Genomic DNA, 22,402 nt, shown 5'->3' with positions numbered 1-22,402 from the left:
GGCCTCCGCCAGCTCCAATACCGCAGCAGCATCATCGACGGATGCCTCACCGGAACAGGACTCACGCCGACGACACCACGACTACAAAGTCAGTAGCAGTCCACCCGCTGACCTTCCTCCTCCACACGCGTGGATGGAACAAGGCCGAGTTCGCCCGGCTCATGCAGGAGCACGGGAGGAAGCTCGGAATTCCGCTCGCGACCAACCGGACGACTGTATGGAAGTGGGCACAGGGTCAGGAGCCGGACGCGGACGCCCAGCGGGTCCTTGCCGACCTGCTGGGTGTCCCGCACGGGCGGGCGCGCGCGGAGGGATGGCCCCGCTGGCTTCCGGTCTGGGAGGTAACCGGACTTACCGCTCCGTGGACAGAGGCCGGTACCGTCGAGGCGTTGTCCGATCTGGTGGGGAGTGGACGGATGGATCGCAGAGGCTTCCTCACCATCACGGGAGCCGCTCTGACGGGTCTCGCGGCGTGTTGGGTGGACGCGCCCTCCGCCATGGCCGCGGCGCTCAACGGTGACCGGGTCACGGACACGATGGTCTCGACCATCGAGCAGCGCATCACCACACTCCGCACGCTCGACGACCAGCTTGGCGGCGCTCGGCTGCTGGAACAGGCGCGAGGCGACCTGGCTCTGGTCACGGCTCTCCTCAGCGGTGGGCGCTACACCGACGACGTCAGACTCCGGCTGTACGCGCTGGCGGCCCGCGCGGCGCACCTGACCGGATGGATGGCCTACGACGCCGGCCTACGATCCGCAGGGCAGCGCTATTACGTCGGTGCCCTGCGCAGCGCCCGCACCGCCGGCGACGACGCCTTCGGCGCTTTCATCCTCGCGGAGATGGGCGTGCACGTCTCTGAGGCTGGGCGCACCGCTGAGCGTGTCGACCTCATCTCGACCGCCATCGGCAACGCGCCACGCTCTCTGTCGCCCCGCACCCAGTCGTTCCTCTACTTGCACAAGGCAGAAGCCCTCTCACGCGACGGCGACCACCGCGAGGCAGGAACGGCCCTCACCCGTGCCACATCCCTGTGGGAGCGCCACGTGACAGACGAGAACCCTGACAGGCTCGACTGGTTCGGCGAGGCACAACTACGGTCGACCGAGGGAAAGGTCCTGTTGCGCTCGGGACAGGTGGAGCGCGCGACCAGTTCCCTGGAGACTTCCGTGACGAGAGCCGCCCCTCGGGACAAGGCCGTACGGTCCAGCCGTCTGGCTGAGGCTCGGCTCGCCGGCGGTGACCTGGAGGGTGCGTTGGACGCCGCGAACTACGGCGCGGGACTTCTGGAGGACAGCGTCAGCTCCGTTCGGGCCCTGAACCGCCTCAAGGAGTTCTCCACACGGCTGGAGCCGCACAAGTCGGTTCCCTCCGTCCGCGAGTTCCGCGAGCGCCTGCAGGAACTGTCCGTCGCCGTTTGACGCCGATCGCCTGACCACCGGGGACGAGCCCGTCTCGATGAAGTGGGCTGCAAGGCTGCCAGGATGGCCGACATGACGACGATCTACGGTGAGGTGGCGCCCGGGTTCGAGCCGGTGCGGGCAGCGTTCACGGATAGCTTCGTACGGCACGGGGAGCTCGGCGCAACGGTGTGCGTGTACCGGAACGGCCGACCGGTGGTGGACCTGTGGGGTGGCGTGGCCGATCCCGAAACCGGTCGTCCCTGGACGCGGGACACGCTGCAACTGGTCTACTCGGCGACCAAAGGCGCAACCGCGACCATGGCGCACATGCTGGCCGAGCGTGGAGCGCTCGACCTGGACGCGCCCGTCGCGAAGTACTGGCCGGAGTTCGCAGCGAACGGCAAGGCGGACATCCCGGTGCGCTGGCTCCTGTCCCACCAGGCCGGCCTGGTCGCGCTGGATCAGCCGGTGGCGTTGAAGGATGCGCTGGCCTGGCACCCGATGGCGGCGGCACTGGCCGCGCAACGCCCCCTCTGGACACCGGGCACTGCGCACGGATATCACGGCCGGACCTGGGGGTGGCTGGTCGGCGAGGTGATCCGACGGGTATCCGGCCGCTCGCCGGGCCGCTTCTTCGCCGACGAGATCGCGGCCCCACTGGGCTTGGACTTCTTCATCGGCTTGCCCGCCGGCGAACGCGACCGAGTCAGCCGCATGGTGTACCGGCGGCCGGACATCGACCTCACCGCTCAGCCCACCGAGACGGTCCCCGAGGAACTCCGCGAACAGGTCGCCGCCTGGCGGGATCCGAACTCATTCAGCAACAGGGCGTACGCCGTCACCGACCCGCCCGAGATCGACTTCGACTCGCCGGAGGTGCAGGCGGCAGAGCTTCCGGCCTCCAACGGCATCGGCACCGCACGCGCTCTTGCCCGCATGTACGCAGCGCTGCTCGACGAGGTGGACAGCGTGCGCCTGCTCCACCCCGCCACCCTGGCGTCGGCGACCGAGGAGCAGGTCAACGGCAAGGACCAGGTCATGCTCATCCCGAGCCGCTTCAGCGCCGGATACATGCTGCCCACCGAAGCCAACCCGATGATCGGACCTAGCTCTTTCGGCCACACCGGCCGCGGTGGATCGCTCGCCTTTGCCGATCCGGAGCACGGTGTTGCCTTCGGCTACGCGATGAACAACATCATCGGGGGTACGGACGACGTCCGGGCGGCATCTCTGGTCGACGCGGTGCGAAGGTCGCTGGTGTAACGCCAAGTTCTGAGTCTGCGCCGATCTCTTGGGCCCCTGAGAGGTGGAACGGCTCTGCTCCGAATACTCCGGGATGGCTCGGTGCCGATGATGCACCTGTAGCCCTGACTTCTCCTTGTAACCGTGGAGACTCACCGGAGCTGCACTGGGCGTTCGGGTACCCCTTCGCGATCGTCCTGATGGGTGTGGTCTGTACGACGCTGTACCTGGTGTTCAAGCGGCGGGACTGGCTGTAGCGGGAATGCGCGCGCGCCGGCCGGCGTCTTTCACAGGAGATCACCTAGGGGCAAGGAGTGGGGATGACCGACGCGTTGGTGCTGGGCGGCGGCGGTGTGGGCGGGATCGCCTGGATGACCGGACTGCTCGCGGGGCTCGCCGATTCCGGGCAGGACGTCAGCGGGGCCGGTCTGCTGGTGGGGACCTCCGCCGGGTCGGCCGTGGCGGCCCAGCTGGACAGCGGGCTGGGTCTGGAGGAGCTGTACGCCCGGCAGGTGGATCCCGCGTTGCAGGCCGCCGAGATCATGGCCGAGATGGATCTGGAGAAGTTCGCCGCCGAGATCGGTGCCGCCACCGGTTCCGCCGCGTCGGTGCCTGAGCTGCGGCAGGCGGTCGGGCGGGTCGCGCTCGGGTCCCGGACCGTGCCGGAGCCGGAGCGGCGCGCGGTGATCGAGTCGCGGCTGCCGTCCCACGGCTGGCCGGAGCGTGCGCTGAAGGTCGTCGCGGTGGACGCCGGGAGCGGCGAGCCGCGCGTCTTCGACCGGGCCTCGGGCGTGCCCCTGGTGGACGCCGTCGCGGCGAGCTGCGCGGTGCCGGGTGTGTGGCCGCCGGTGACGATCGGTGAGCGCCGGTACATGGACGGCGGGGTGCGCTCCATCGCCAACGCCGACCTCGCCGTCGGCGCGGACCGGGTGCTGGTGGTACTGCCGTTGGGCGTCACCGAGCCGTTCCCGAGCGAACAGCCGCTGGAGGACTCGGTGGCGCAACTGCGGGCCCAGGGCGCCGAGGTGCTGCTGATCGCGCCCGACGAGGCGTCGACGGCGGCGATCGGCGACAACGCCCTGGACCCGTCCACCCGCCGCCCCGCCGCCGAGGCGGGCCGAACCCAGGGACGGACCCTGCGGCTGGCATGGGGCACGGGGGCCTGAGCCCGGGCCTGCGGGGCCCATCCCTGAGCCGGCGCCGACAGGCTCGGGGACCGCGGTCTGTTCGGGCCCACCCGGCAGCCGGGCCCCGACCGGAGCCGGCGTCCGGCCTCGCCCCGATCGGGGCCCGGCGGCAGACCCGGAGCCTGAGCCACCACCCATGGACCGCCGGGGCCGCCCCGGGCCTACACGGACGCCGGGCCGCGAGCAGGAACCGGCGCACGGCCGGGCCTGATCGTGTCCCCGCGGCAGACCCGGAGACTGAGCCACCGGCCGTGAACCGCCGGGCGCTTCGGATCGTCGTCGGGCTCAGGTTCCGTGGTCGCAGACCGTCGGGAGCCAGGTCAGGTCTCGGGTGGTGCTGAGGGTGTCCAGGGACTTCAGGAGGGCGGGCAGGTGGTCGGGGTGGGCGAGGAATTCGATCGTCGCCTCGGCGAACGCGTCGCGTACCGCGGGCGGCATCGCGTCGGAGGCGTCGAAGCAGTGGGCGGCGCGGGTGTCGAGGAGGGTGGCCGCGAGGGAGCGGTGCCAGGCGGAACCCGCGTCGCCGGGGGCGGGCCGCGCCCGGGTGTCGACGGAGAAGCCGGACTCCCGGGCGCTCCAGGCGCGTTGGACGGAGGCGGAGGCGAGGTGCCGGATCAGCTCCCGGGCCTGCGGGGTGTCGTGGAGCAGGGCGACCAGGTCGCCGGAGACCTCCCAGGCGTCGGAAGCGGTGGCCCCGGGGATCAGCCGGGCGGAGGGCTCGTAGCGGCCGTCGGCCCGTTTCCACGCGTCCTGGTTGCGGATGAACGAGGCCTGGTGCTCCAGGGTGCAGCCCCGCGGCCGGGCGGTGACCGGCTCGGACGCCTTCTGGTACGGGGTCTTCAGCGCGCGCCGGACCAGGTCCGCCTTCCCGCCGGCGCCCACCATCCGGCCCCAGGTCGTCCAGGCCCCCTTCACCTTCGGGGACTGCCAGGGCAGTTCCCCGCGCGCCCACTGCTGGTAGATGCCCGGCCCGTACTGCTGGAGCAGGATGTCCTCGATCCAGTCCGTGCCGGGCCAGCCGCTGGTGGCCCCGGAGCCCAGGCCGACGCACCACTGCCCGGGCCGGCCGGCGGCCTGCGCGCGCTGCCGCTCGCTCGTGCCGGCCGGGTACCAGACGATGCTCTTCAGGTCGGCCTTGAGCGGGAACCAGTACACGTGCCCGTTCAGCGGCGTCGCCCAGGACGAGCCGAAGGCGTCCCGCGGGATCAGGTCGTCCAGCGGTTCCAGCTGGTTCTGCCCGGCGTAGGCGGCGAGTTCGCCGGGTCCGGTCAGCACCACCACGTCGGGTGGCGTGCCGGCCTCGACGTCGGCGCCCAGCACCTGGCTCTCGGCGGAGCTGCCCTGGTAGTCGACGTGGATGTGGTGGTCCCGCTCGAACGGCTCGATGACCGCGGCCCGCAGGTTGCGCTCGTCGTCACCGGTCCAGTTGGCCAGCAGGGTGACGGTCGGCTCCTGCCCGAGGGCGCGTACGCCCACGACGACGGCAGCCGCGAGCACGGCGAGGCAGCACAGCCCCACCGTGACGGTGCGGATGAGGCGGCGCGAGGGCCGGCGCCGGGTGCCGGCGGCGGCCGGCGCGGGGCCGCTCGGCGGGGCGCTCACCGGGGCCTGAACCGGTAGTCGTCGATGTGCCGCCGCAGTCCGGACTCGGCGAGTGCCATCAGCAGGATGCCTCCTATCGGGATCCACCCGGCCGCCGCGGCGCGGAGGCCGGTGTGCGCGAGGTACGCCGCGGTGTGCTGTCCCGCGTCGGTGAGGAGCCGCCCGCTCAGCGGGCGGTCGAGCAGGTCGCGGGTGTCCGCCATCCCCTGGTGCGTCCACAGGGTGAACAGCACACAGGTGGCGAGTCCGCCGGCCGACAGCGCGGCGGCGGCGAGGAGCTGACGGTTGTAGCGGCGGCGGAAGCGGCGGCGCAGGAAGCGCTGGGTCTCCAGCAGGGCCGTGGCGAGCGCGAGGGCGAGCAGTGCGGTCGCGCTCCAGCCGAGCCACAGCAGCGGCCCGAAGGAGGTCTGGCGGTGCACTGCGGCACGCTCCTGCCGCTGCAGGACCTTCAGGCGGGCCGTGATCCCGGAGCCCGGTTCCGTCAGGACGCCGGTGGCGTAGCTGAGGTAGGCCTCGCGCAGCACGCTGCCGGCGGGCTGGAGCTGTGCCTGCTGCACCTTGACGGCGTAGACGGTGATCAGCCCGGCCACCGTCTGCAGGGCCTGCCGGCCGGCCGGCCCGCCCACGTCGTCCCCGGCGGCGGCCGCGAGGCTCTGCGCGGCGACCGAGATCTGCCGCTGGAAGTCGCTGGTCGGTGCCGCCGCGCCGGCGTCCTGCTGGGCCCTGCCGAGGGCGTACAGCGCGGTGTCGACGGACAGCACGGCCGGGGCGCTGGAGGTGCGCAGCGGGTTCGCGTCGCCGTGCACGCCCTCGTAGGACAGGAAGAGGGACAGGGTGAGCAGCGCCGACAGGGCCAGCAGCAGGCGGTGGCGTACGGCGAGGTCGTGGGCGGTGGTGCTGCCCCGGTCCGGCGCCCGTCGCCGCCCGCCGAGGAGCCGGGTGAGCGTGCGCAGGGGTCCGGTGGCGGCGCGGCGGCCGGCCGGAACCGTCCCGCGCCGGGTCCGGGGGCGCGGGACGGCGGGCGCCCCGCCGCGCGCGCCGGTGCCGTCGGCCGCGGTGCCTGCGGGGACGCTCATGCGGACGGCCCCCTCAGCAGCCGCCCGCAGTCGCCGCCGCAGTAGACGGCGTCGGCCGGCCCGAGCCACTGGCAGTCCGGGCACTCGACGAGTGCGCCGGCGCCGGCCGGGGCGGGAGCGGCGGCCCCGGGCGGGCCGGTACCGCTGCCGGGCGGCACAGGGGCGGCGGCCGGTGCCGGCGGGGTGGTCATGGCGCTGGAGAGGATCAGGTGCTGCCAGTCGACGTCCTTGAGACCGGCCCGGACCCGGGCGGTGTCCGGACCGTCCTCGATCCGCCGCAGCGCGCCGAGCAGTTGGGCGTCGCCCAGTTCCGCCGCGAGGGCGAGGGACCGGCCCAGCGCGCGGTCCGCCGCCGCCCGCCCGTCCGGGCCGCGCAGCCACGCCCGGTAGGCCTCGGCCACGGCCGCGCTCGCCCGCTGGTACAGCTCGTGCCGGCGGACCCCGGGATGCTGCCGGGAGGCGTCGAGCGGGTTGTCGGTCCAGCGCACCAGGATGGGCTGCGGCGCGGGCAGCCGTACGGGGCGCCCGAGGTCGGGTACGACGACGTCCACGGCGGCGAGCTGGAGGTCCTCGCCGATCTCGCGGCCGGTCGGGTCGGCGGCCAGGACGACCTGGAAGTGCCGTACCTCGTCGCCCCAGGCGCGGGTGACGTACTCGGCGCCGCGCCCGCCGGCTCCGGCCGTGACGGCGGGCAGCTCCTGCTCGCTCGGCACCACCTGCGTGACCCGGCGGACGACCGTGCCGGGCATGGGGGTGAGCCTGATCCGCAGTTCGGGCACCGCCGTGCCGAGCAGTCCGCCGATCAACTCCTCGTACGCGGCGGTGAGTTCCGACTCCTCACGGACGGCTCCGGCGCGGCCGTGCAGCCGCCTGGTGATGCGCAGCAGCAGTTCGGCGTCCCAGTCGTCGCCGATGCCCCAGGCGTCGCAGACGAACCGGCCCTCGCAGGCGTCCAGCGCGGTGTCCAGGGACATGGCGGCCCGGTGGTCGTGCTCGTTGCGCCCGTCGGTGAGCAGCAGGACGTGCTTCACGGGAGCGGACTGTTCGCGCAGCAGCCGGCGCGCGAGGTCGAGCCAGGTGCCGATGGCGGTGCCGCCGTCCGCGTCCAGGATCCGTACGGCGCGTTCGGCGGCCTCGCGTTCGGCGGACCCGGCGACGGCCGGCACCGGGCGGCCGGGGCCGGGGTGGACCAGGGTGGCGTCGAACCGCCCGGACAGCACGGCGAAGGCGGTCCCCTCGGGCAGCATCCGGACCGCGGCGACGGTGGCGTCCTTCGCGGCGTGCAGCTTGGCGGGCGGGTGGAGCATCGAGCGGGAGGTGTCGACGATGAGCACCTCGGCGAGCGCGGGCCCGCTGCCGGGGGCGTGCCCGGTGGCGAGCCCGGCGCCGCCGCGGCTGCTGACGCCGATCTCCACAATGGCGTGCATCTCCCGGTCGCGGGCCCGTCCGGCCGCCGGCACGGCGGCGGGCAGGTCCTTCTGCTGGCCGACCGCGAGCGTCACCTCTGTCTCCTGGGCCACGGTCATCGCTGTGCCCCCTCCGTGGTCATGGCGTTCTCATCAGAAGGTGGTCATGGGCCGGACCGCGTGGGCCAGGTCGAGCAGCCGGCCGTGTTCCGCCGCGGTGCGGGCCTGTGCGGCCAGATGCCGGAAGGTGTGCTCCAGCAGGGTGCGCAGGCTGTCCTCGTCACCGGGTCCGAGGAGGTCCCCTGCGGTGACCTCCGGCCCCCAGCCCTGGGCGGGCCGGCAGTGCAGGGCGTTCTCGCGGACCTCGGCGACCAGCCGGGCCCGGGACTCGCCGTCGGCGGCGCCGCCGTCCAGGCGCAGTTCGGGCAGCCGGCGGGCGGCGTCGAGCAGGTCGGCCGGGGTGGGCGGGCTGCCGTGCAGGATGCCGGCGCGGACGCGGACGGCGGCGATCCGGGCGGCGTCGTAGTGGCGGGAGGTGGCGGGGACGTCGTCGAGGACGCGGACGGCGGCGTCCCGGTCACCGCCCGCGAGGTGGCCGCGGGCCAGGCCGAAGGCGGCGGCGGTGTGGGCGAAGTCCCGGCTCCAGACGGCCTCGTAGTACCGCATGGCCCGTGCGACCCGCTGCCTGCCGCCGGACCCGGCGTGCCACCCGTCACCGCTCCCGCCGCGGGACCGGCCACCGACTCCGCTCCCGCTCTCACTCCCGCTCCCGCTCCCGCTCCCGCCGAGGGAAGCGCCACCGTCCTCGCCCCAGTTCCCGTCGCGAGACCCGCCACCGACTCCGCCCCCGCCGCTGTCTCCGGCCCCGCCTGCTCCCCCGCATGCACCCCCGCCCCCGGACCCGCCCCAAGGCCCTTCTCCGGGCCCTTTCCCGAGCCCTTCCCCAGGCCCTTCCCCGGACGTGCTTGCGGCGCGCTCCCCGGGGGCCTGTTCGTCAGCGCGCGGCGCCCCGTGCTCGGCGCAGTGGGCGAGGGCCAGCTTGGGCACGTACTCGCCCGGCAGGGCGCGGTGGACCGCGTCGAAGCGGGCGCCGGCCCGGCCCACCTCACCCCTGCTGAGGTGGAGGACGCCCCGGTGCCAGGCGATGCGCCAGTCGTGGGCGGCGGCCCGCTCGCCGAGCTGGGTCTCGGCCTCGGCGAGCCAGCTCTCGGCCGCGCGCTGCTCGCCCCGTCTGAGGTAGGCGCGGCACAGCCACAGCGCGGTCTCGGGAGTGCCGAGCCGGGACTCGCGGGGCCACTGCCGGGCGACCCGGTCGGGGGCGTCGGGCGGGAAGGTGTCCAGCAGCAGGGCGGCTCCGTCGTCGGGGTCGGGGACCGGCTCGGGCAGCGCGCCGGCGACCTCGGCGGCGGAGGGCGGGGAGACGTCGAGGCCGGCGGGCCGCTCGCCGGGCCGGTCCGTCCAGTGGCCGAGGGCGGGGATCGCGCCGAGACCGGCGTCGAGGCTGGCGCCGGTGGCGCGGAACCGGGTGGAGCTCTCCGGCAGCTGCTCGCCGAACTGCAGCGAGCGGAACTCGCGCAGCACCTCCCAGAGCTGCCGGGACATCTCGGCCGCCGAGCGGAAACGGGCGCGGGGTTCGGCGTGGGTGGCGCGGTCGATGAGACGGCGGAAGGAGTCGGGGGCGAGGCCGCGGGCCGGTTCGGTGCCGCGGGCCAGGGCCTGCAGGGTCATGCCGACGGTGTACAGGTCGCTGTCCACGTGCCAGCCGCGCCGGTCGATCTCCTCCTTGGGCGGGGCGAAGGTCGCCGTGTACACGTAGGCGGAGGTGCGGTCGCCGATCGCGCGGACCGCGCCGAGGTCGATGACCTTGACGGCCCGGCCGAAGTGGATGACGTTGGCGGGCTTCATGTCGCAGTACAGCAGGCCGCGTTCGTGCATGTACCGCAGGGCGCCGAGGATCTTGCAGCCGTAGGTGAGGACGTGGTCGAGGCGGGGGCGGCCGTGGAAGATCCGTTCGGCGTCGTCGGCGTCGAAGAGCTGCTGCAGGGAGCGCCCGCCGATGTAGTCCATGACCAGGTAGCCGGTGGACGGGCGGCCGGGTGCGCGGTGCTCGGCGTAGGTGATGATGCGGACGATGTCCGGGTGGTGCAGGTCGGTCAGGGAGCGGCGTTCCTCGACGGCGGTGCGGCGGGCGAGCGCGTCGTGGACGTCGATCTGGCTCTTGAGGACGACCCGGTGGCCGTCGGCGCGGGTGTCCTCGGCGAGGTGGATCCAGCCGAGGCCGCCGCGGGCGAGGCAGCCGAGCACCTTGTAGTGGTCCGCGACCACGTCGCCCTCGGCCAGCCGGGGCAGGAAGGAGTAGGGCGTGCCGCAGCGGGGGCAGCGGCCGGTGGCGCGGGCGGGCTGGCCGCCGTACCCGATCCCGACGGTCATGGTGCAGCCGCCGGCGCCGCAGCGGCGGCCCCCGGTGGGCGGCCGGGGGTCCTCGATCAGTACGTCGTCGGGGACGGGGACCTCGGGCAGGACCACCAGTCCGTGCTGGTCGAGTTCGCCGACCCCCGCGACGGCGTGCACGGTCGGCGGTCCCGCGGTCTCCTCGGCGGCGGTGGCGGGCGGCGGGTCCGGCGGTGCGGGGCGCGGCTCCACGTGCCGGTGGCCGCATGTGTCGCAGTATCCGGTCGCCATGATGTGGCCCGCGCAGCCGGGCCGGACGCACGAGGTCATGGCGTGCCCTCCGGTCCGGGGTCCGGGGCCGAGCAGAAGCCGACGAACCGTTCGACGGCGGCCTCGGCCCGCTCGATGTCGCAGGGTGTCTGCCGCAGCAGCGCCAGGGCGTCCTCGTAGAGCCGGTACGCCTCCATCACGCGGTCGCCGTCCGTGCCGGCCCGCTGCCGGCACAGCGGCCACTCGGCGCCGGTCCGGCCGAGGAGTTCCTCGCGGCGGCGCAGCCGGGCGTCGAGGAGGCCGATGGCCTGTTCCAGGCGCTGCCGGCGGCGGTCGGCGGCGTCCTCGAAGGTGAACAGCAGGTCGGCGGCGCGGGGTTCGCGTTCCCGTTCGGGGCTGTGGGCGACCCAGGCGCGCAGCATCCGGGTGCGCCGTACACCGGACTCGGCCTGGTCCAGCAGGTGCCGGGTGCCGGGGCCGGGCAGCACACCGTCCCGGCGCCGGTCCAGTGCGGGCCCCAACTCGTCGACGATTCGGTCGAGTTCGCGGTGCAGCCGGCTCCAGCGGTCCCGCAGCGGGTGGTCCACGAGGGACTCGGTGGCCTGTGCGAGGCCCTCGCCCCGGCGGCGGAAGACCAGCAGCAGCCGGGCGCCCTGCCGGGCGAGCCGGTCCACCAGGCCGAGCAGGGCGCCGGGTTCGGCTGCCTCGTCGACGCCGACGAGGACGGCGGCGAGCGGGACGCGCAGCGAACCGAGCCGTTCGGGCCGGGGGTCGTCGGGGACGCCGAGACGGGCGGCGATCCGGTCCATCACCTCGGCCGCCGTCAGCCCCTTGACGTCCAGGGCGAGATCGTGGGCTCCGGCCGGGGGCACCGTCTCGGGCGGGTCGTGGCCGAAGACGCTGGTGTTGTGCCGGGTGCGCAGTTCGCGGTCGGCGAGGGTGACGGCGCGCCGCAGGGTCCAGGCGCGGTCGCTGTGGGCGGGGACGACGGTGACGAGGACCGGCCAGCCCTCGCCGCGCGACCAGGAGGCGAGTTCGGTGGCGAACGGGACGTCGAGGGCACCGGCGGTGTCCGGGCCGGTCCTCAGCCGCGGGTCGACGGCCTCGGCGCCGTCGGTCCAGGCGGCGACCTGCGGCAGGTGGCTGAGGATGGTCTCGGTGGGGCTCATGTAGCTGAAGGCGGAGCCCGGGCCGCTGTCCACGCTGAGGACGACGCCGATCACCCGGTCGGTGGTGTCGTCGACAACTCCCCCGCCGCTGAAGCCGGGGGCGGCCAGTTCGCCCGGGGTCAGCGGGCGCAGCTGCACCTGGCTGTCCCGGCCGCGGGCGGCGACCAGGGTGGCGCCGTGCCACCGCCCGCCGTCGTCGCCGTCCGGGAATCCGTACATGCTCACGGGTCCGTGCGGCGAGGCGAGCCGGTACAGGCGGGTGGTGTGCTCGGCGGGCAGGGGCGTGGCCAGGCGGAGCAGGGCGAGGTCGCCGCTGCGGTCGCCGGAGGCGTCCTGCTGCTGTGGCACGTGCTCGTCCGCGCGGACACCGGCGGCCACCGCGTCGAGCCCGCGCACGCCGACGAGGCGGACCGCGTAGGGGCGTCCGGGCACGACGACGTGGGCGGCGGTGAGCACCCGGTCGGGGGCGAGCAGCACCCCGGCCCCCAGGACCCGCCCGTCCGGCGACTCGATGCGCGCGATCCAGGACGGTGTCCGTAACCGCGACTTGACGGCTCGTTCCCCCGTGCACGTCATGGCCCCGAGGTTACTCCGTGTACCGGCCCGGTACTACTGGTGTGCACGGGGTCGTGACGACGGGACGAGGGCCGGGGCGGGCGGGTGCCCGGTGGGGCGGCTGCGCCCGTGCACCGCCCGCGCCGGTGGCGTCACCGGGACCGTTCACCCGAGACCCCTCCGGTCACCGCACCGTACGCCCGAGACCCCTCCGGTCACCGCACCGTACGCCCGAGGCCCCTCCGGTCACCGCACCGTACGCCCCCTGAACACGGCCGTAGCCGTGCCGGCACCTCCCGGACCACAGCCGAAGCCGTGCCGGCAGCCCCCGGACGACCACGGCGCCCTCGGCCCCCTTCGCCCCTTCGCCCCTTCGCCCCCGAGCGGTACGGTCGCCGCTGCCGCGCCGGTCGCGGTGTCAGTGCCCGCGCAAAGCGGCCAGCACCTCGCTGTCGGTGAGCTGTTCGAAGTCGTCGTACCACTGGCCCACGGCCATGAAGCCGGCCGGCCGGTGCGGGCACAGGACCGTGTCGGCTTCGGCGGCGAGCGAGTCGAGGGAGTCGGGGGCGCCGACGGGGACGGCCAGGACGAGGTGCGCGGGGCCGCGGCGCCGGACGTGACGCAGGGCCGCGCGGGCGGTGGCGCCGGTGGCCAGTCCGTCGTCGACGACGATCACCGTGCGCCCGGCCAGGTCGGGGGGCGGCCGGTCGCCACGGTAGCGCTCCTCGCGGCGGCGCAGCTCGCGCCGCTCGCGGTCCACCACCGGGGCGAGGGAGTCCTCGGTGAGGCCGAGCCGGTCGAGGGTGTCGGCGTCGAAGAGAGGCGGGTCGTCCGCGACCAGCGCGCCGACGGCGAACTCCTCGTGGTGCGGGGCCCCGATCTTGCGGACGACGAGCACGTCGAGCGGGGCGTCGAGGGCCCGCGCGACCGGCTCGGCGACGGCGATGCCGCCGCGCGGCAGGGCGAGTACGACGGGGTCGGCGAGGTCGCCCTTCGCACGCAGGTCGGTGAGCAGTCCGGCGAGTTCCCGTCCGGCTTCGGCGCGGTCCCGGAAGCGCATGGCTGGTCCTCCTCCGCGGTGCCTCTCCCTCCATGGTGCTACGGCGGTGACACACTCCGGAAATTCGAACGCCCGCTCTATAAACTGAGTGTATAGTCCCGGCATGCCTCATTCGAGCGAGACGATCACGACCACGAAGCACGCGACCCGGAAGATGCGCGAAGCCGCCCGGAGGTTGCGTCCGGCCGCGCTCGCGTCGGCCGCGGCCTGCCTGGCCCTCACGCTGTCCGGCTGTGCGCAGGTCGACACGACCGCCCCGAGCACCGCCCGCGCCGAGGCGGCCCACGCCGGGGCGCACGGGGCACCGGCGGGATTCGGGTCCGTCGACTGCCGCCAGGCCAAGTGCATCGCGCTCACCTTCGACGCGGGCCCCAGCGAAAACTCCGCGCGGCTGCTCGACATCCTCAAGGAGAAGAAGGTCCCGGCCACCTTCTTCCTGCTGGGCAAGCGGCACATCGACAAGTACCCGGAGCTGGTCAGGCGGATGGCGGCCGAGGGCCACGAGGTCGCGAGCCACACCTGGGACCACAAGATCCTCACGCGGATATCGGACGCGCAGATACGCGAGGAGCTGAAGCGGCCGGACGACGCCATCGAGCGGCTCATCGGGCGCAGGCCCACGCTGATGCGCCCGCCGCAGGGCCGCACCGACAGCAACGTGCACCGGATCGCCAAGGAGGAGGGTCTGGCGGAGGTGCTGTGGAGCGTGACCGCCAAGGACTACACGACGAACGACTCCGCGCTGATCACCAAGCGGGTCCTCGACCAGGCCTCACGGGACGGGATCATCCTGCTGCACGACATCTACCCGGGCACCGTGCCCGCCGTGCCCGGCATCATCGACGCGCTGAAGCAGCGCGGCTACGTCTTCGTGACGGTCCCTCAGCTGCTGGCCCCCGGCAAGGCCGAACCAGGCAAGGTCTACCGGCCCTGAGACCGGGCCGGCCGGACCGAGCCCGCCGTGCCGGACCGCCCGGCGCCGGACCGCCCGGCACGGGACCGCCCGGCACTGGGCCGGCCGGGTGAGGCGACGGCGAACGGGCAGGCGAGCGGCGCCCATTGCCTACGATCGTGCCGTGCCCACCTTCTCCATCGAACGCACGGCCCCCCTCGCCCCGGACGAGGCATGGCGCCGGCTCACGCAGTGGCCCCGCCACGCCGACGCGGTACCGCTGACCCGGGTCCGGGTGCTCACCCCCGACCCGACCCGGGAGGGCACGCGTTTCGTCGCCCGTTCCGGTGTCGGCCCGTTCACCGTCGACGACGTCATGGAGGTGACGGTCTGGCGCCCGCCCGCCGACGGCGAGCCGGGCCTGTGCCGCCTGGAGAAACGCGGCCGGGTGGTCCTGGGCTGGGCCGAGATCGAGGTCGGGCCCGGGCCCGGCGGCCGCAGCCGGGTGGTGTGGCGCGAGGAGCTGCGGGTGCGCTTCCTGCCCCGCGCCTTCGACGGCGTCCTGGAGCACACGGCCCGCGCGATGTTCGGGCGGGCCGCGAACCACCTCCTGCGACGGTCCTGAAGGGCCGGTTCCTCAGTCCTTGCGGCCCGTGGCGGCGACCGTCACGCCCAGGCCGATCATCGTCAGCCCGCCGACCCCGCCGACCGCGGACAGCCGCCGGGGCGAACGGGCGAACCAGTTCCGGGCGGCCGAGGCGACCAGGCCCCAGAGGCTGTCCGAGGCGAGCGCGATGACGTTGAAGACCAGGCCCAGCAGCAGCATCTGCACCGGCACGCTCCCCTGGTCGCGGTCCACGAACTGGGGCAGTACGGCGGCGAAGAACACCATCGTCTTGGGGTTGGCGATTCCGACCGCGAACCCCTCCCAGAGGGTGCGCACGCCGCCGTGCGCCGGGCTGCCGGACTCCGTGAACGCGGCTCGCAGCGAGCCGCGCTGCCGCCATGCCCTGATCCCGAGGTACACCAGGTAGGCGGCGCCCGCGAGCTTCAGCACGGTGAAGACGAGGACGGAGCGCTCGACGACGGAGCCGATGCCGAGCGCGACGGCCGCGACGAGGACGTACGCGCCGAGCGTGTTGCCGACGACGGTGGTCAGCGCGGCACGGCGGCCGTGCGCCAGCGCCCGTCCGATCACGAAGAGCACGCTCGGACCGGGTACGACGATCAGCAGGAAGGACAGGGCCGCGAAGGCGAGCAGCCGGTCGGTGGACAGCATGGCCTCATGCAACACAGGGGCCGGAGCCGGCGGCAAGCCGTTTTCCCGGGGTCCGGGTCACGCCACCGAGCCGATCCGCCCCGCCGGCAGGGACACCGGGTCGTGGTGGATCGGGGTGTGCGCCCCGGTCAGCGAGATCCCGCTGCCGCCGCGCCGGTGCGCGACGATCTCCGCGCCGATGGACAGGGCCGTCTCCTCCGGCGTACGGGCGCCGAGGTCGAGGCCGATCGGGGAGCGCAGCCGGGCCAGTTCGAGTTCGGTGACGCCGACGTCGCGCAGGCGCTGGTTGCGCTCCAGGTGGGTGCGGCGGGAGCCCATGGCGCCGACGTAGGCGACCGGCAGCCGCAGCGCCAGCTTCAGCAGCGGGACGTCGAACTTGGCGTCGTGCGTGAGGACGCACAGGACGGTACGGCCGTCGACCTCGGTGCGCTCCAGGTACTGGTGCGGCCACTCGACGACGATCTCGTCGGCGTCGGGGAAGCGGGTCCTCGTGGCGAAGACCGGGCGGGCGTCGCACACGGTGACGTGGTAACCGAGGAACTTGCCGACGCGGACCAGCGCCGACGCGAAGTCGATGGCGCCGAAGACGATCATGCGGGGTGCGGGGACGGAGGATTCGACGAGGACGGTGAGCGGCGAGCCGCAGCGCGAGCCCTGCTCCCCGATCTCCAGGGTGCCGGTGCGGCCCGCGTCCAGGAAGGCGCCGGCCTCGGCGGCGACGGTGCGGTCCAGTTCGGGGTGGGCGCCGAAGCCGCCGTCCCGGGAGCCGTCGGGGCGGACCAGGAGGGCCCGGCCCCGCAGCTGCGCCGGTCCCTCCACGATCCGCGCGACCGCCGCCGCCTCCCCACGGGCGGCGGCGGCCAGCGCGGCCGCGACCACCGGCCGGGCGGGACCGTCCGCCCGGACCGGTGTGACGAGGATGTCGATGACGCCGCCGCAGGTGAGCCCGACGGCGAAGGCATCCTCGTCGCTGTAGCCGAAGCGTTCGAGCACGGTCTCCCCGTCCTCGAGCGCCTGCCGGCACAGCTCGTACACGGCGCCCTCCACGCATCCGCCGGAGACCGAACCGATGGCCGTGCCTTCGCTGTCGACGGCGAGCGCGGCGCCCGGCTGCCGGGGCGCGCTCCCGCCGACGGCCACCACGGTGGCGACGGCGAAGTCACGCCCCTGCTCGACCCACCGGTTCAGCTCGTCGGCGATGTCCAGCATGTTCGGCCTCCTGATCTGGTCACGCGGATGCGTGGAGGGCCCGGGCGTCAGTGGACGCCCAGCACGGCCCGGAGCGGATGGAGTGAGAAGTAGACGAGGAAGAGCGCCGTCAGACCCCACATGAAGGCGCCGATCTCCCGCCACTTGCCCTGCGCGAGCTTGATGACGACGTAGGAGATGACACCGGCGGCGACACCGGGGGTGATGGAGTAGGTGAACGGCATGATCACGACGGTCAGGAAGACCGGAATCGCGACGGACCGGTCGGCCCAGTCCACATGACGGGCGTTCATCATCATCATGGCGCCGATGGTCACGAGGGCGGCCGAGGCCACCTCGCGCGGCACGATCGCCGTGATCGGGGTGAAGAAGAGGCAGAGGGCGAAGAACCCGCCGGTGACGACCGAGGCCAGACCGGTACGGGCGCCCTCGCCGACGCCGGTCGCGGACTCGACGAACACGGACTGGCCGGAACCGCCCACGACACCGCCGACGACACCGCCGGCCCCGTCGATGAACAGCGCCTTGGACAGGCCGGGCATACGCCCCTGGGAGTCGGCGAGGTTGGCCTCGGCGCCGATGCCGATGATGGTGGCCATCGCGTCGAAGAAGCCCGCGAGGACCAGGGTGAAGACGATGAAGGTGACCGTCATGTAGCCGACGTCGCCCAGGCCGCCGAAGGACACCTTGCCGATGAGCGAGAAGTCCGGCATCGACACGGCGCTGCCGTGCAGTGCGGGACCCTCGCCGTTGGCCCAGGCCTTGTCGTCGGTGAGACCGGTCGCGTTGACGATCATCGCGAGGACGGTGCCGGTGACGATGCCGATGAGGATGGCGCCGGGGACCTTGCGGGACTGGAGCGCGAAGATGAGCAGCAGGGTGACGGCGAAGAGCAGGACGGGCCAGCCGACGAGCTCACCGCCGTTGCCCAGGGTGACCGGGGTCGCCGTGCCTGCGTGCACGAAACCGGCCTTGACCAGGCCGATGAACGCGATGAACAGGCCGATGCCGATCGTGATGCCGTGCTTGAGCGGCAGCGGGATCGCGTTCATGATCATCTCGCGGAGACCGGTGACCACCAGGAGCATGATCACGACGCCGTAGGCGACGCACATGCCGAGTCCCTGGGCCCACGTCAGGTCCTTGGTTCCCATGACCAGGCCGGCCAGTACACCGGACACGGAGAGTCCGGCGGCCATGGCGAGCGGCACCTTGCCGAACCAGCCCATGAGGAGAGTGGTGGCCGCCGCCCCGAGCGCGGTGGCCGTGATCAGAGCCTTCTGGCTCAGTGAGTCGCCGGACCTGTCCGCGCCACTGAGGATCACGGGGTTGAGCAGAAGGATGTACGCCATCGCCATGAAGGTGGTGACGCCACCGCGGACCTCGGTCCCGAAGGTGGATCCTCTTTCGGATATGTGGAAGTACCGGTCGAGCCACGACCTACCGGCCGGCGGACGCGAACCCGCGCCCGCTTCTTCGGCGGTGGTCGTCGGCTCCACTGACTGCTGGGTCATGGGGGCCATCTCCCAAGGTTCAAAGGGGCACCCGTACAACCGTCCTGACGGTCACGGGATTTGGGAATGGACGACCCGGGGGACGGCCCGAGACGAACGTATTTCCTGGTACTTCAAGGACCGCGAGCGGTGCGGAACTCAAAGAGGTTCCTCCGGGCGGCGCGGCGGAGTGTGTGACGTTCCCGGCGCCGCCCGGAGAGCTGTGGGGTGTTACACGGTCCCCGTGAGGTGCTCGGGCCGTACCGGAGTGCGGTTGAGTTCCAGCCCGGTCGCGTTCCGGATCGCCGCGAGGACGGCCGGGGTGGACGACAGGGTCGGGGCCTCGCCGATGCCACGGAGCCCGTACGGGGCGTGGTCGTCGGCGAGTTCGAGCACGTCGACCGGGATGGTCGGCGTGTCGAGGATCGTGGGGATCAGGTAGTCCGTGAAGGAGGGGTTCCTGACCTTGGCCGTCTTGGGGTCGACGATGATCTCCTCCATCACGGCCACGCCCAGGCCCTGGGTCGTGCCGCCCTGGATCTGGCCGATGACGGAGAGCGGGTTGAGCGCCTTGCCGACGTCCTGGGCGCAGGCCAGTTCGATGACCTTGACCAGGCCGAGCTCGGTGTCGACCTCGACGACCGCGCGGTGGGCGGCGAAGGAGTACTGGACGTGTCCGTTGCCCTGGCCGGTGCGCAGGTCGAAGGCCTCGGTCGGCCGGTGCCGCCACTCCTCCTCGATCTCCACGACCTCGCCCTCCAGGACGTCGGCCAGGTCGCCGAGGACCTCGCCGCCGTCGGTGACGACCTTGCCGCCCTCCAGCAGGAGTTCGGCGGTCGCCCAGGCCGGGTGGTAGGAGCCGAACTTTCGGCGCCCGATCTCCAGGACCTTCTCGCGGACCAGCTCACAGGTGTTCTTCACGGCGCCGCCGGTGACGTACGTCTGCCGGGAGGCCGAGGTGGAGCCGGCGGAGCCGACCTGGGTGTCGGCCGGGTGGATGGTCACCTGGGTGACGCCCAGCTCCGTGCGGGCGATCTGGGCGTGGACGGTGACACCGCCCTGGCCGACCTCCGCCATCGCGGTGTGCACGGTCACGACCGGCTCGCCGCCGATGACCTCCATGCGCACCTTGGCGGTGGAGTAGTCGTCGAAGCCCTCGGAGAAGCCGACGTTCTTGATGCCGACGGCGATGCCGACGCCGCGTACGACGCTCTCGCCGTGCGTGGTGTTGGACAGACCGCCGGGCAGCTGCCGGACGTCGGCGCCCTCGCTGGACTCCCACTGGCGCTCCGGCGGCATCGGCATCGCCTTGACGCGGCGCAGCAGTTCGGCGACCGGGGCCGGGGAGTCGACCGGCTGCCCGGTCGGCATGATCGTGCCCTGTTCCATCGCGTTCAGCTGCCGGAACTCCACCGGGTCCATGCCCAGCTTCTTCGCCAGCTTGTCCATCTGCGCCTCGTAGGCGAAGCACGCCTGGACCGCGCCGAAGCCGCGCATGGCGCCGCAGGGCGGGTTGTTGCTGTAGAGGGCGATGGCCTCGATGTCGACGTCGTCGACGACGTAGGGGCCGACGCTCAGCGAGGAGGCGTTGCCGACGACCGCCGGGGAGGCGGAGGCGTAGGCGCCGCCGTCCAGGACGATCTTGCACTTCATGTGCGTGAGCTTGCCGTCCTTGGTGGCGCCGTGCTCGTAGTAGAGCTTCGCCGGGTGCCGGTGGACGTGTCCGAAGAAGGACTCGAACCGGTTGTAGACGATCTTGACGGGCTTGCCGGTGCGCAGCGCGAGCAGGCAGGCGTGGATCTGCATCGACAGGTCCTCGCGGCCGCCGAACGCGCCGCCGACGCCGGAGAGCGTCATGCGCACCTTCTCCTCGGGCAGGCCGAGGACGGGGGCGATCTGCTTGAGGTCCGAGTGCAGCCACTGGGTGGCGACGTAGAGGTGGACTCCGCCGTCCTCCTCGGGCACGGCGAGGCCGGACTCGGGGCCGAGGAAGGCCTGGTCCTGCATGCCGAAGGTGTACTCGCCCTCGACGATCACGTCGGCCCGCTTGCGCGCCTCCTCCACGTTGCCGCGGATGATCGGCTGGCGGTGCACGATGTTCGGGTGCGGGACGTGGCCCGAGTGATGGTCGTCGCGGTTCTCGTGCACGAGGATCGCGTCCGGTGCGGTCGCGGAGGCCTCGTCGGTGATGACCGGGAGTTCCCGGTAGTCGACCTTGATCTTGGCGGCGGCGCGGCGGGCCGTCTCCGGGTGGTCCGCGGCGACGAGCGCGACCGGCTCGCCGTGGTGGCGTACCTTGCCGTGCGCGAGGACCGGGGTGTCCTGGATCTCCAGGCCGTAGTTCTTCACGTCGGCGGGCAGGTCGTCGTAGGTCAGGACGGCGTACACGCCCGCCATGGCGAGGGCCTCGGAGATGTCGATCGAGACGATCTCGGCGTGCGCGACGGTGGAGCGCAGGATCTGGCCCCACAGCATGTCCTCGTGCCACATGTCGGACGAGTACGCGAACTCACCGGTGACCTTGAGGGTGCCGTCGGGGCGCAGCGTGGACTCGCCGATGCCGCCCTTGGTCTGGGATCCCTGCGTGATCTTCGTAGGGGCGCCGTTGGTGGGCATCGTCAGACCTCCTCGGACTGGCGGGCGGCCGCCAGGCGGACCGCGTCCATGATCTTCTCGTAGCCCGTGCAGCGGCACAGGTTGCCCGACAGCGCCTCGCGGATGTCCGCGTCGGACGGGTTCGGGTTGCGCTCCAGGAGTTCGTCGGAGGCGACGAGCAGGCCCGGGGTGCAGAAGCCGCACTGGACGGCGCCGGCGTCGATGAACGCCTGCTGGATCGGCGAGAGTTCGGTGCCCTCACCGGTCTGGGAGTCGGTGCCCTTGGCCTCCCACTGCTGGGCGTCCTGGAGCGTCGTACCGCAGGCGCCGGACGCGCAGCCGCCCTCGGCGCGCTGCCTGGCGAAGTCCGCCAGGCCCTCGACGGTCACGACGTCGCGGCCCTCGGCCTGCCCGGCGGCGACCAGGCAGGAGCAGACCGGGACGCCGTCCAGGCGCACGGTGCAGGAGCCGCACTCGCCCTGCTCGCAGGCGTTCTTCGAGCCCGGCAGGCCGAGGCGCTCGCGCAGGACGTACAGCAGGGACTCGCCCTCCCAGACGTCGTCGGCCTCCTGCGGACGTCCGTTGACGGTGAAGTTGACGCGCATTACGCAGCTCCCTCAGATGCGCGGCGGGCGCCGCGGTAGGACTCCCAGGTCCAGGTGAGCGTCCGGCGGGCCATCACGCCGACCGCGTGGCGGCGGTAGCTCGCGGTGCCCCGGACGTCGTCGATCGGGTTGCAGGACCCGGAGCACAGCTCCGCGAACTGCTTGGCGACCGACGGGGTGATGATCTTTCCGTTGTCCCAGAAGCCGCCCTCCTCCAGGGCCGCGTTCAGGAACTCCTCGGCGGCCTTGGCCCGCACCGGGGTCGGGGCGGCCGAGCCGATGCCGGTCCGGACGGTACGGGTCTCGGGGTGCAGGGCGAGCCCGAAGGCGCACACGGCGATGACCATGGCGTTGCGGGTGCCGACCTTCGAGTACTGCTGCGGGCCGTCCGCCTTCTTGACGTGCACGGCGCGGATCAGCTCGTCGGGCTGGAGCGCGTTGCGCTTGACGCCCGTGTAGAACTCGTCGATCGGGATCAGGCGGGTGCCGCGGGCCGCCGACTCCGCCTCGACCTCGGCGCCGGCCGCGAGGAGCGCGGGGTGGGCGTCACCGGCGGGCGAGGCCGTGCCGAGGTTGCCGCCGACGCCGCCGCGGTTGCGGATCTGCGGGGAGGCGACCGTGTGCGAGGCGAGCGCGAGGCCCGGCAGCTCGGCACGGAGGTTTTCCATGATCTTCGTGTACGGGACGGAGGCACCCAGCCGTACGCTCTCCTCGCCGACCTCCCACTCGGTGAGGTCGCCGATGCGGTTCAGGTCGAGCAGGTACTCGGGCCGGCGGTGGTCGAAGTTGATCTCGACCATCACATCGGTGCCACCCGCAATCGGCACAGCGGTGGGGTGCTCTGCCTTAGCGGCGAGCGCCTCCTCCCAGCTGGCGGGGCGAAGGAAGTCCATGACCGGCTCTCTTCTTCTTCGTCTCGTGGGTCGTGCATATTGAGCCAATCCGTGTGCGGCGGGCCCGGCTCGTTC

The 22,402-nt window shown here is 73.1% G+C and carries 17 protein-coding genes and 1 pseudogene; 6 read left to right on the top strand and 12 right to left on the bottom strand.

Annotation, left to right across the window (positions count from 1 at the left end; genetic code table 11):
- Positions 1-41 precede the first annotated feature (41 nt).
- From AB0N17_RS27935 to AB0N17_RS27920, 4 genes and pseudogenes are all read left to right on the top strand, one after another.
- Positions 42-1,421: a transcriptional regulator gene (locus AB0N17_RS27935; RefSeq protein WP_366014271.1), complete on the top strand. Its 1,380-nt coding sequence runs from the start codon at positions 42-44 to the stop codon at positions 1,419-1,421.
- 72 nt (positions 1,422-1,493) lie between these two features.
- Positions 1,494-2,666, top strand: coding sequence for a serine hydrolase domain-containing protein (locus AB0N17_RS27930; RefSeq protein WP_366014270.1), 1,173 nt, complete (start codon positions 1,494-1,496; stop codon positions 2,664-2,666).
- 134 nt (positions 2,667-2,800) lie between these two features.
- Positions 2,801-2,902: pseudogene (locus tag AB0N17_RS27925) on the top strand (Loki-CTERM sorting domain-containing protein); the annotation flags it as partial.
- A 63-nt stretch (positions 2,903-2,965) separates the two neighbouring features.
- Positions 2,966-3,811: a patatin-like phospholipase family protein gene (locus AB0N17_RS27920; RefSeq protein ID WP_366014269.1), complete on the top strand. Its 846-nt coding sequence runs from the start codon at positions 2,966-2,968 to the stop codon at positions 3,809-3,811.
- Between the two features lie 306 nt (positions 3,812-4,117).
- Here the strand turns inward: AB0N17_RS27920 and AB0N17_RS27915 are convergent, their stop codons facing one another.
- The 6 genes from AB0N17_RS27915 to AB0N17_RS27890 all read right to left on the bottom strand — a co-directional run bounded on the left by AB0N17_RS27915 (position 4,118) and on the right by AB0N17_RS27890 (position 13,361).
- On the bottom strand, positions 4,118-5,434 hold the full coding sequence (locus tag AB0N17_RS27915; RefSeq protein ID WP_366014268.1) for an ABC transporter substrate-binding protein: 1,317 nt from the start codon (positions 5,432-5,434) through the stop codon (positions 4,118-4,120).
- Positions 5,431-6,510, bottom strand: a complete 1,080-nt coding sequence (locus AB0N17_RS27910) for a hypothetical protein (RefSeq protein WP_366014267.1) — start codon at positions 6,508-6,510, stop codon at positions 5,431-5,433. The genes AB0N17_RS27915 and AB0N17_RS27910 overlap by 4 nt, the downstream gene beginning before the upstream one ends.
- Positions 6,507-8,036 (bottom strand): VWA domain-containing protein, encoded by a 1,530-nt coding sequence (locus AB0N17_RS27905; protein ID WP_366014266.1) that lies wholly within the window; start codon positions 8,034-8,036, stop codon positions 6,507-6,509. Before AB0N17_RS27905 ends, AB0N17_RS27910 begins: the two co-directional genes overlap by 4 nt.
- A gap of 33 nt (positions 8,037-8,069) precedes the next feature.
- The gene (locus AB0N17_RS27900; RefSeq protein WP_366014265.1) at positions 8,070-10,637 is read right to left on the bottom strand and encodes a tetratricopeptide repeat protein; all 2,568 of its coding nucleotides are present in this window, start codon (positions 10,635-10,637) and stop codon (positions 8,070-8,072) included.
- Positions 10,634-12,322, bottom strand: a complete 1,689-nt coding sequence (locus AB0N17_RS27895) for a serine protease (protein WP_366014264.1) — start codon at positions 12,320-12,322, stop codon at positions 10,634-10,636. The genes AB0N17_RS27900 and AB0N17_RS27895 overlap by 4 nt, the downstream gene beginning before the upstream one ends.
- Positions 12,323-12,719: 397 nt before the next feature.
- Positions 12,720-13,361 carry a phosphoribosyltransferase family protein gene (locus AB0N17_RS27890; RefSeq protein ID WP_366014263.1) on the bottom strand — a complete coding sequence of 214 codons (642 nt, stop codon included), beginning with the start codon at positions 13,359-13,361 and terminating at the stop codon, positions 12,720-12,722.
- Positions 13,362-13,515: 154 nt separating this feature from the next.
- Between AB0N17_RS27890 and AB0N17_RS27885 the strand changes: the two genes are divergently transcribed.
- Both AB0N17_RS27885 and AB0N17_RS27880 read left to right on the top strand, forming a co-directional pair.
- The gene (locus tag AB0N17_RS27885) at positions 13,516-14,295 is read left to right on the top strand and encodes a polysaccharide deacetylase family protein (RefSeq protein WP_366014278.1); all 780 of its coding nucleotides are present in this window, start codon (positions 13,516-13,518) and stop codon (positions 14,293-14,295) included.
- A gap of 142 nt (positions 14,296-14,437) precedes the next feature.
- On the top strand, positions 14,438-14,878 hold the full coding sequence (locus tag AB0N17_RS27880) for an SRPBCC family protein (protein ID WP_366014262.1): 441 nt from the start codon (positions 14,438-14,440) through the stop codon (positions 14,876-14,878).
- Positions 14,879-14,890: 12 nt separating this feature from the next.
- On the opposite strand, the gene AB0N17_RS27875 is transcribed toward AB0N17_RS27880, so the two are convergent.
- The 6 genes from AB0N17_RS27875 to AB0N17_RS27850 all read right to left on the bottom strand — a co-directional run bounded on the left by AB0N17_RS27875 (position 14,891) and on the right by AB0N17_RS27850 (position 22,327).
- Positions 14,891-15,532: a LysE family translocator gene (locus AB0N17_RS27875; protein ID WP_366014261.1), complete on the bottom strand. Its 642-nt coding sequence runs from the start codon at positions 15,530-15,532 to the stop codon at positions 14,891-14,893.
- A 57-nt stretch (positions 15,533-15,589) separates the two neighbouring features.
- On the bottom strand, positions 15,590-16,741 hold the full coding sequence (locus tag AB0N17_RS27870) for an XdhC/CoxI family protein (protein ID WP_366014260.1): 1,152 nt from the start codon (positions 16,739-16,741) through the stop codon (positions 15,590-15,592).
- 47 nt (positions 16,742-16,788) lie between these two features.
- Positions 16,789-18,255 (bottom strand): NCS2 family permease, encoded by a 1,467-nt coding sequence (locus tag AB0N17_RS27865; RefSeq protein WP_366014259.1) that lies wholly within the window; start codon positions 18,253-18,255, stop codon positions 16,789-16,791.
- Positions 18,256-18,465: 210 nt separating this feature from the next.
- A complete protein-coding gene (locus AB0N17_RS27860) occupies positions 18,466-20,850 on the bottom strand; it encodes a molybdopterin cofactor-binding domain-containing protein (protein ID WP_366014258.1) in 2,385 nt (794 codons plus the stop codon).
- Between the two features lie 2 nt (positions 20,851-20,852).
- Entirely contained in the window at positions 20,853-21,434 is a 582-nt protein-coding gene (locus tag AB0N17_RS27855; protein WP_366014257.1) for a (2Fe-2S)-binding protein, read from the bottom strand.
- On the bottom strand, positions 21,434-22,327 hold the full coding sequence (locus tag AB0N17_RS27850; RefSeq protein ID WP_366014256.1) for a xanthine dehydrogenase family protein subunit M: 894 nt from the start codon (positions 22,325-22,327) through the stop codon (positions 21,434-21,436). Before AB0N17_RS27850 ends, AB0N17_RS27855 begins: the two co-directional genes overlap by 1 nt.
- Between the last annotated feature and the right edge of the window lie 75 nt (positions 22,328-22,402).

This window comes from Streptomyces sp. NPDC051133, assembly GCF_040682635.1.
Classification (GTDB): Bacteria; Actinomycetota; Actinomycetes; order Streptomycetales; family Streptomycetaceae; genus Streptomyces.
The sequence above is the reverse complement of the archived record's forward strand: the minus strand, read 5'-3'. Positions and strand labels throughout refer to the sequence as shown.

Bases quoted from the DNA above. Each gene is read 5' to 3' on its own strand.
- AB0N17_RS27935 (WP_366014271.1), top strand. From the start codon at position 42: ATGCCTCACCGGAACAGGACTCACGCCGACGACACCACGACTACAAAG.
- AB0N17_RS27930 (WP_366014270.1), top strand. From the start codon at position 1,494: ATGACGACGATCTACGGTGAGGTGGCGCCCGGGTTCGAGCCGGTGCGG.
- AB0N17_RS27920 (WP_366014269.1), top strand. From the start codon at position 2,966: ATGACCGACGCGTTGGTGCTGGGCGGCGGCGGTGTGGGCGGGATCGCC.
- AB0N17_RS27910 (WP_366014267.1), bottom strand. From the start codon at position 6,510: ATGAGCGTCCCCGCAGGCACCGCGGCCGACGGCACCGGCGCGCGCGGC.
- AB0N17_RS27905 (WP_366014266.1), bottom strand. From the start codon at position 8,036: ATGACCGTGGCCCAGGAGACAGAGGTGACGCTCGCGGTCGGCCAGCAG.
- AB0N17_RS27900 (WP_366014265.1), bottom strand. From the start codon at position 10,637: ATGACCTCGTGCGTCCGGCCCGGCTGCGCGGGCCACATCATGGCGACC.
- AB0N17_RS27895 (WP_366014264.1), bottom strand. From the start codon at position 12,322: ATGACGTGCACGGGGGAACGAGCCGTCAAGTCGCGGTTACGGACACCG.
- AB0N17_RS27890 (WP_366014263.1), bottom strand. From the start codon at position 13,361: ATGCGCTTCCGGGACCGCGCCGAAGCCGGACGGGAACTCGCCGGACTG.
- AB0N17_RS27885 (WP_366014278.1), top strand. From the start codon at position 13,516: ATGCGCGAAGCCGCCCGGAGGTTGCGTCCGGCCGCGCTCGCGTCGGCC.
- AB0N17_RS27875 (WP_366014261.1), bottom strand. From the start codon at position 15,532: ATGCTGTCCACCGACCGGCTGCTCGCCTTCGCGGCCCTGTCCTTCCTG.
- AB0N17_RS27870 (WP_366014260.1), bottom strand. From the start codon at position 16,741: ATGCTGGACATCGCCGACGAGCTGAACCGGTGGGTCGAGCAGGGGCGT.
- AB0N17_RS27865 (WP_366014259.1), bottom strand. From the start codon at position 18,255: ATGACCCAGCAGTCAGTGGAGCCGACGACCACCGCCGAAGAAGCGGGC.
- AB0N17_RS27860 (WP_366014258.1), bottom strand. From the start codon at position 20,850: ATGCCCACCAACGGCGCCCCTACGAAGATCACGCAGGGATCCCAGACC.
- AB0N17_RS27855 (WP_366014257.1), bottom strand. From the start codon at position 21,434: ATGCGCGTCAACTTCACCGTCAACGGACGTCCGCAGGAGGCCGACGAC.
- AB0N17_RS27850 (WP_366014256.1), bottom strand. From the start codon at position 22,327: ATGGACTTCCTTCGCCCCGCCAGCTGGGAGGAGGCGCTCGCCGCTAAG.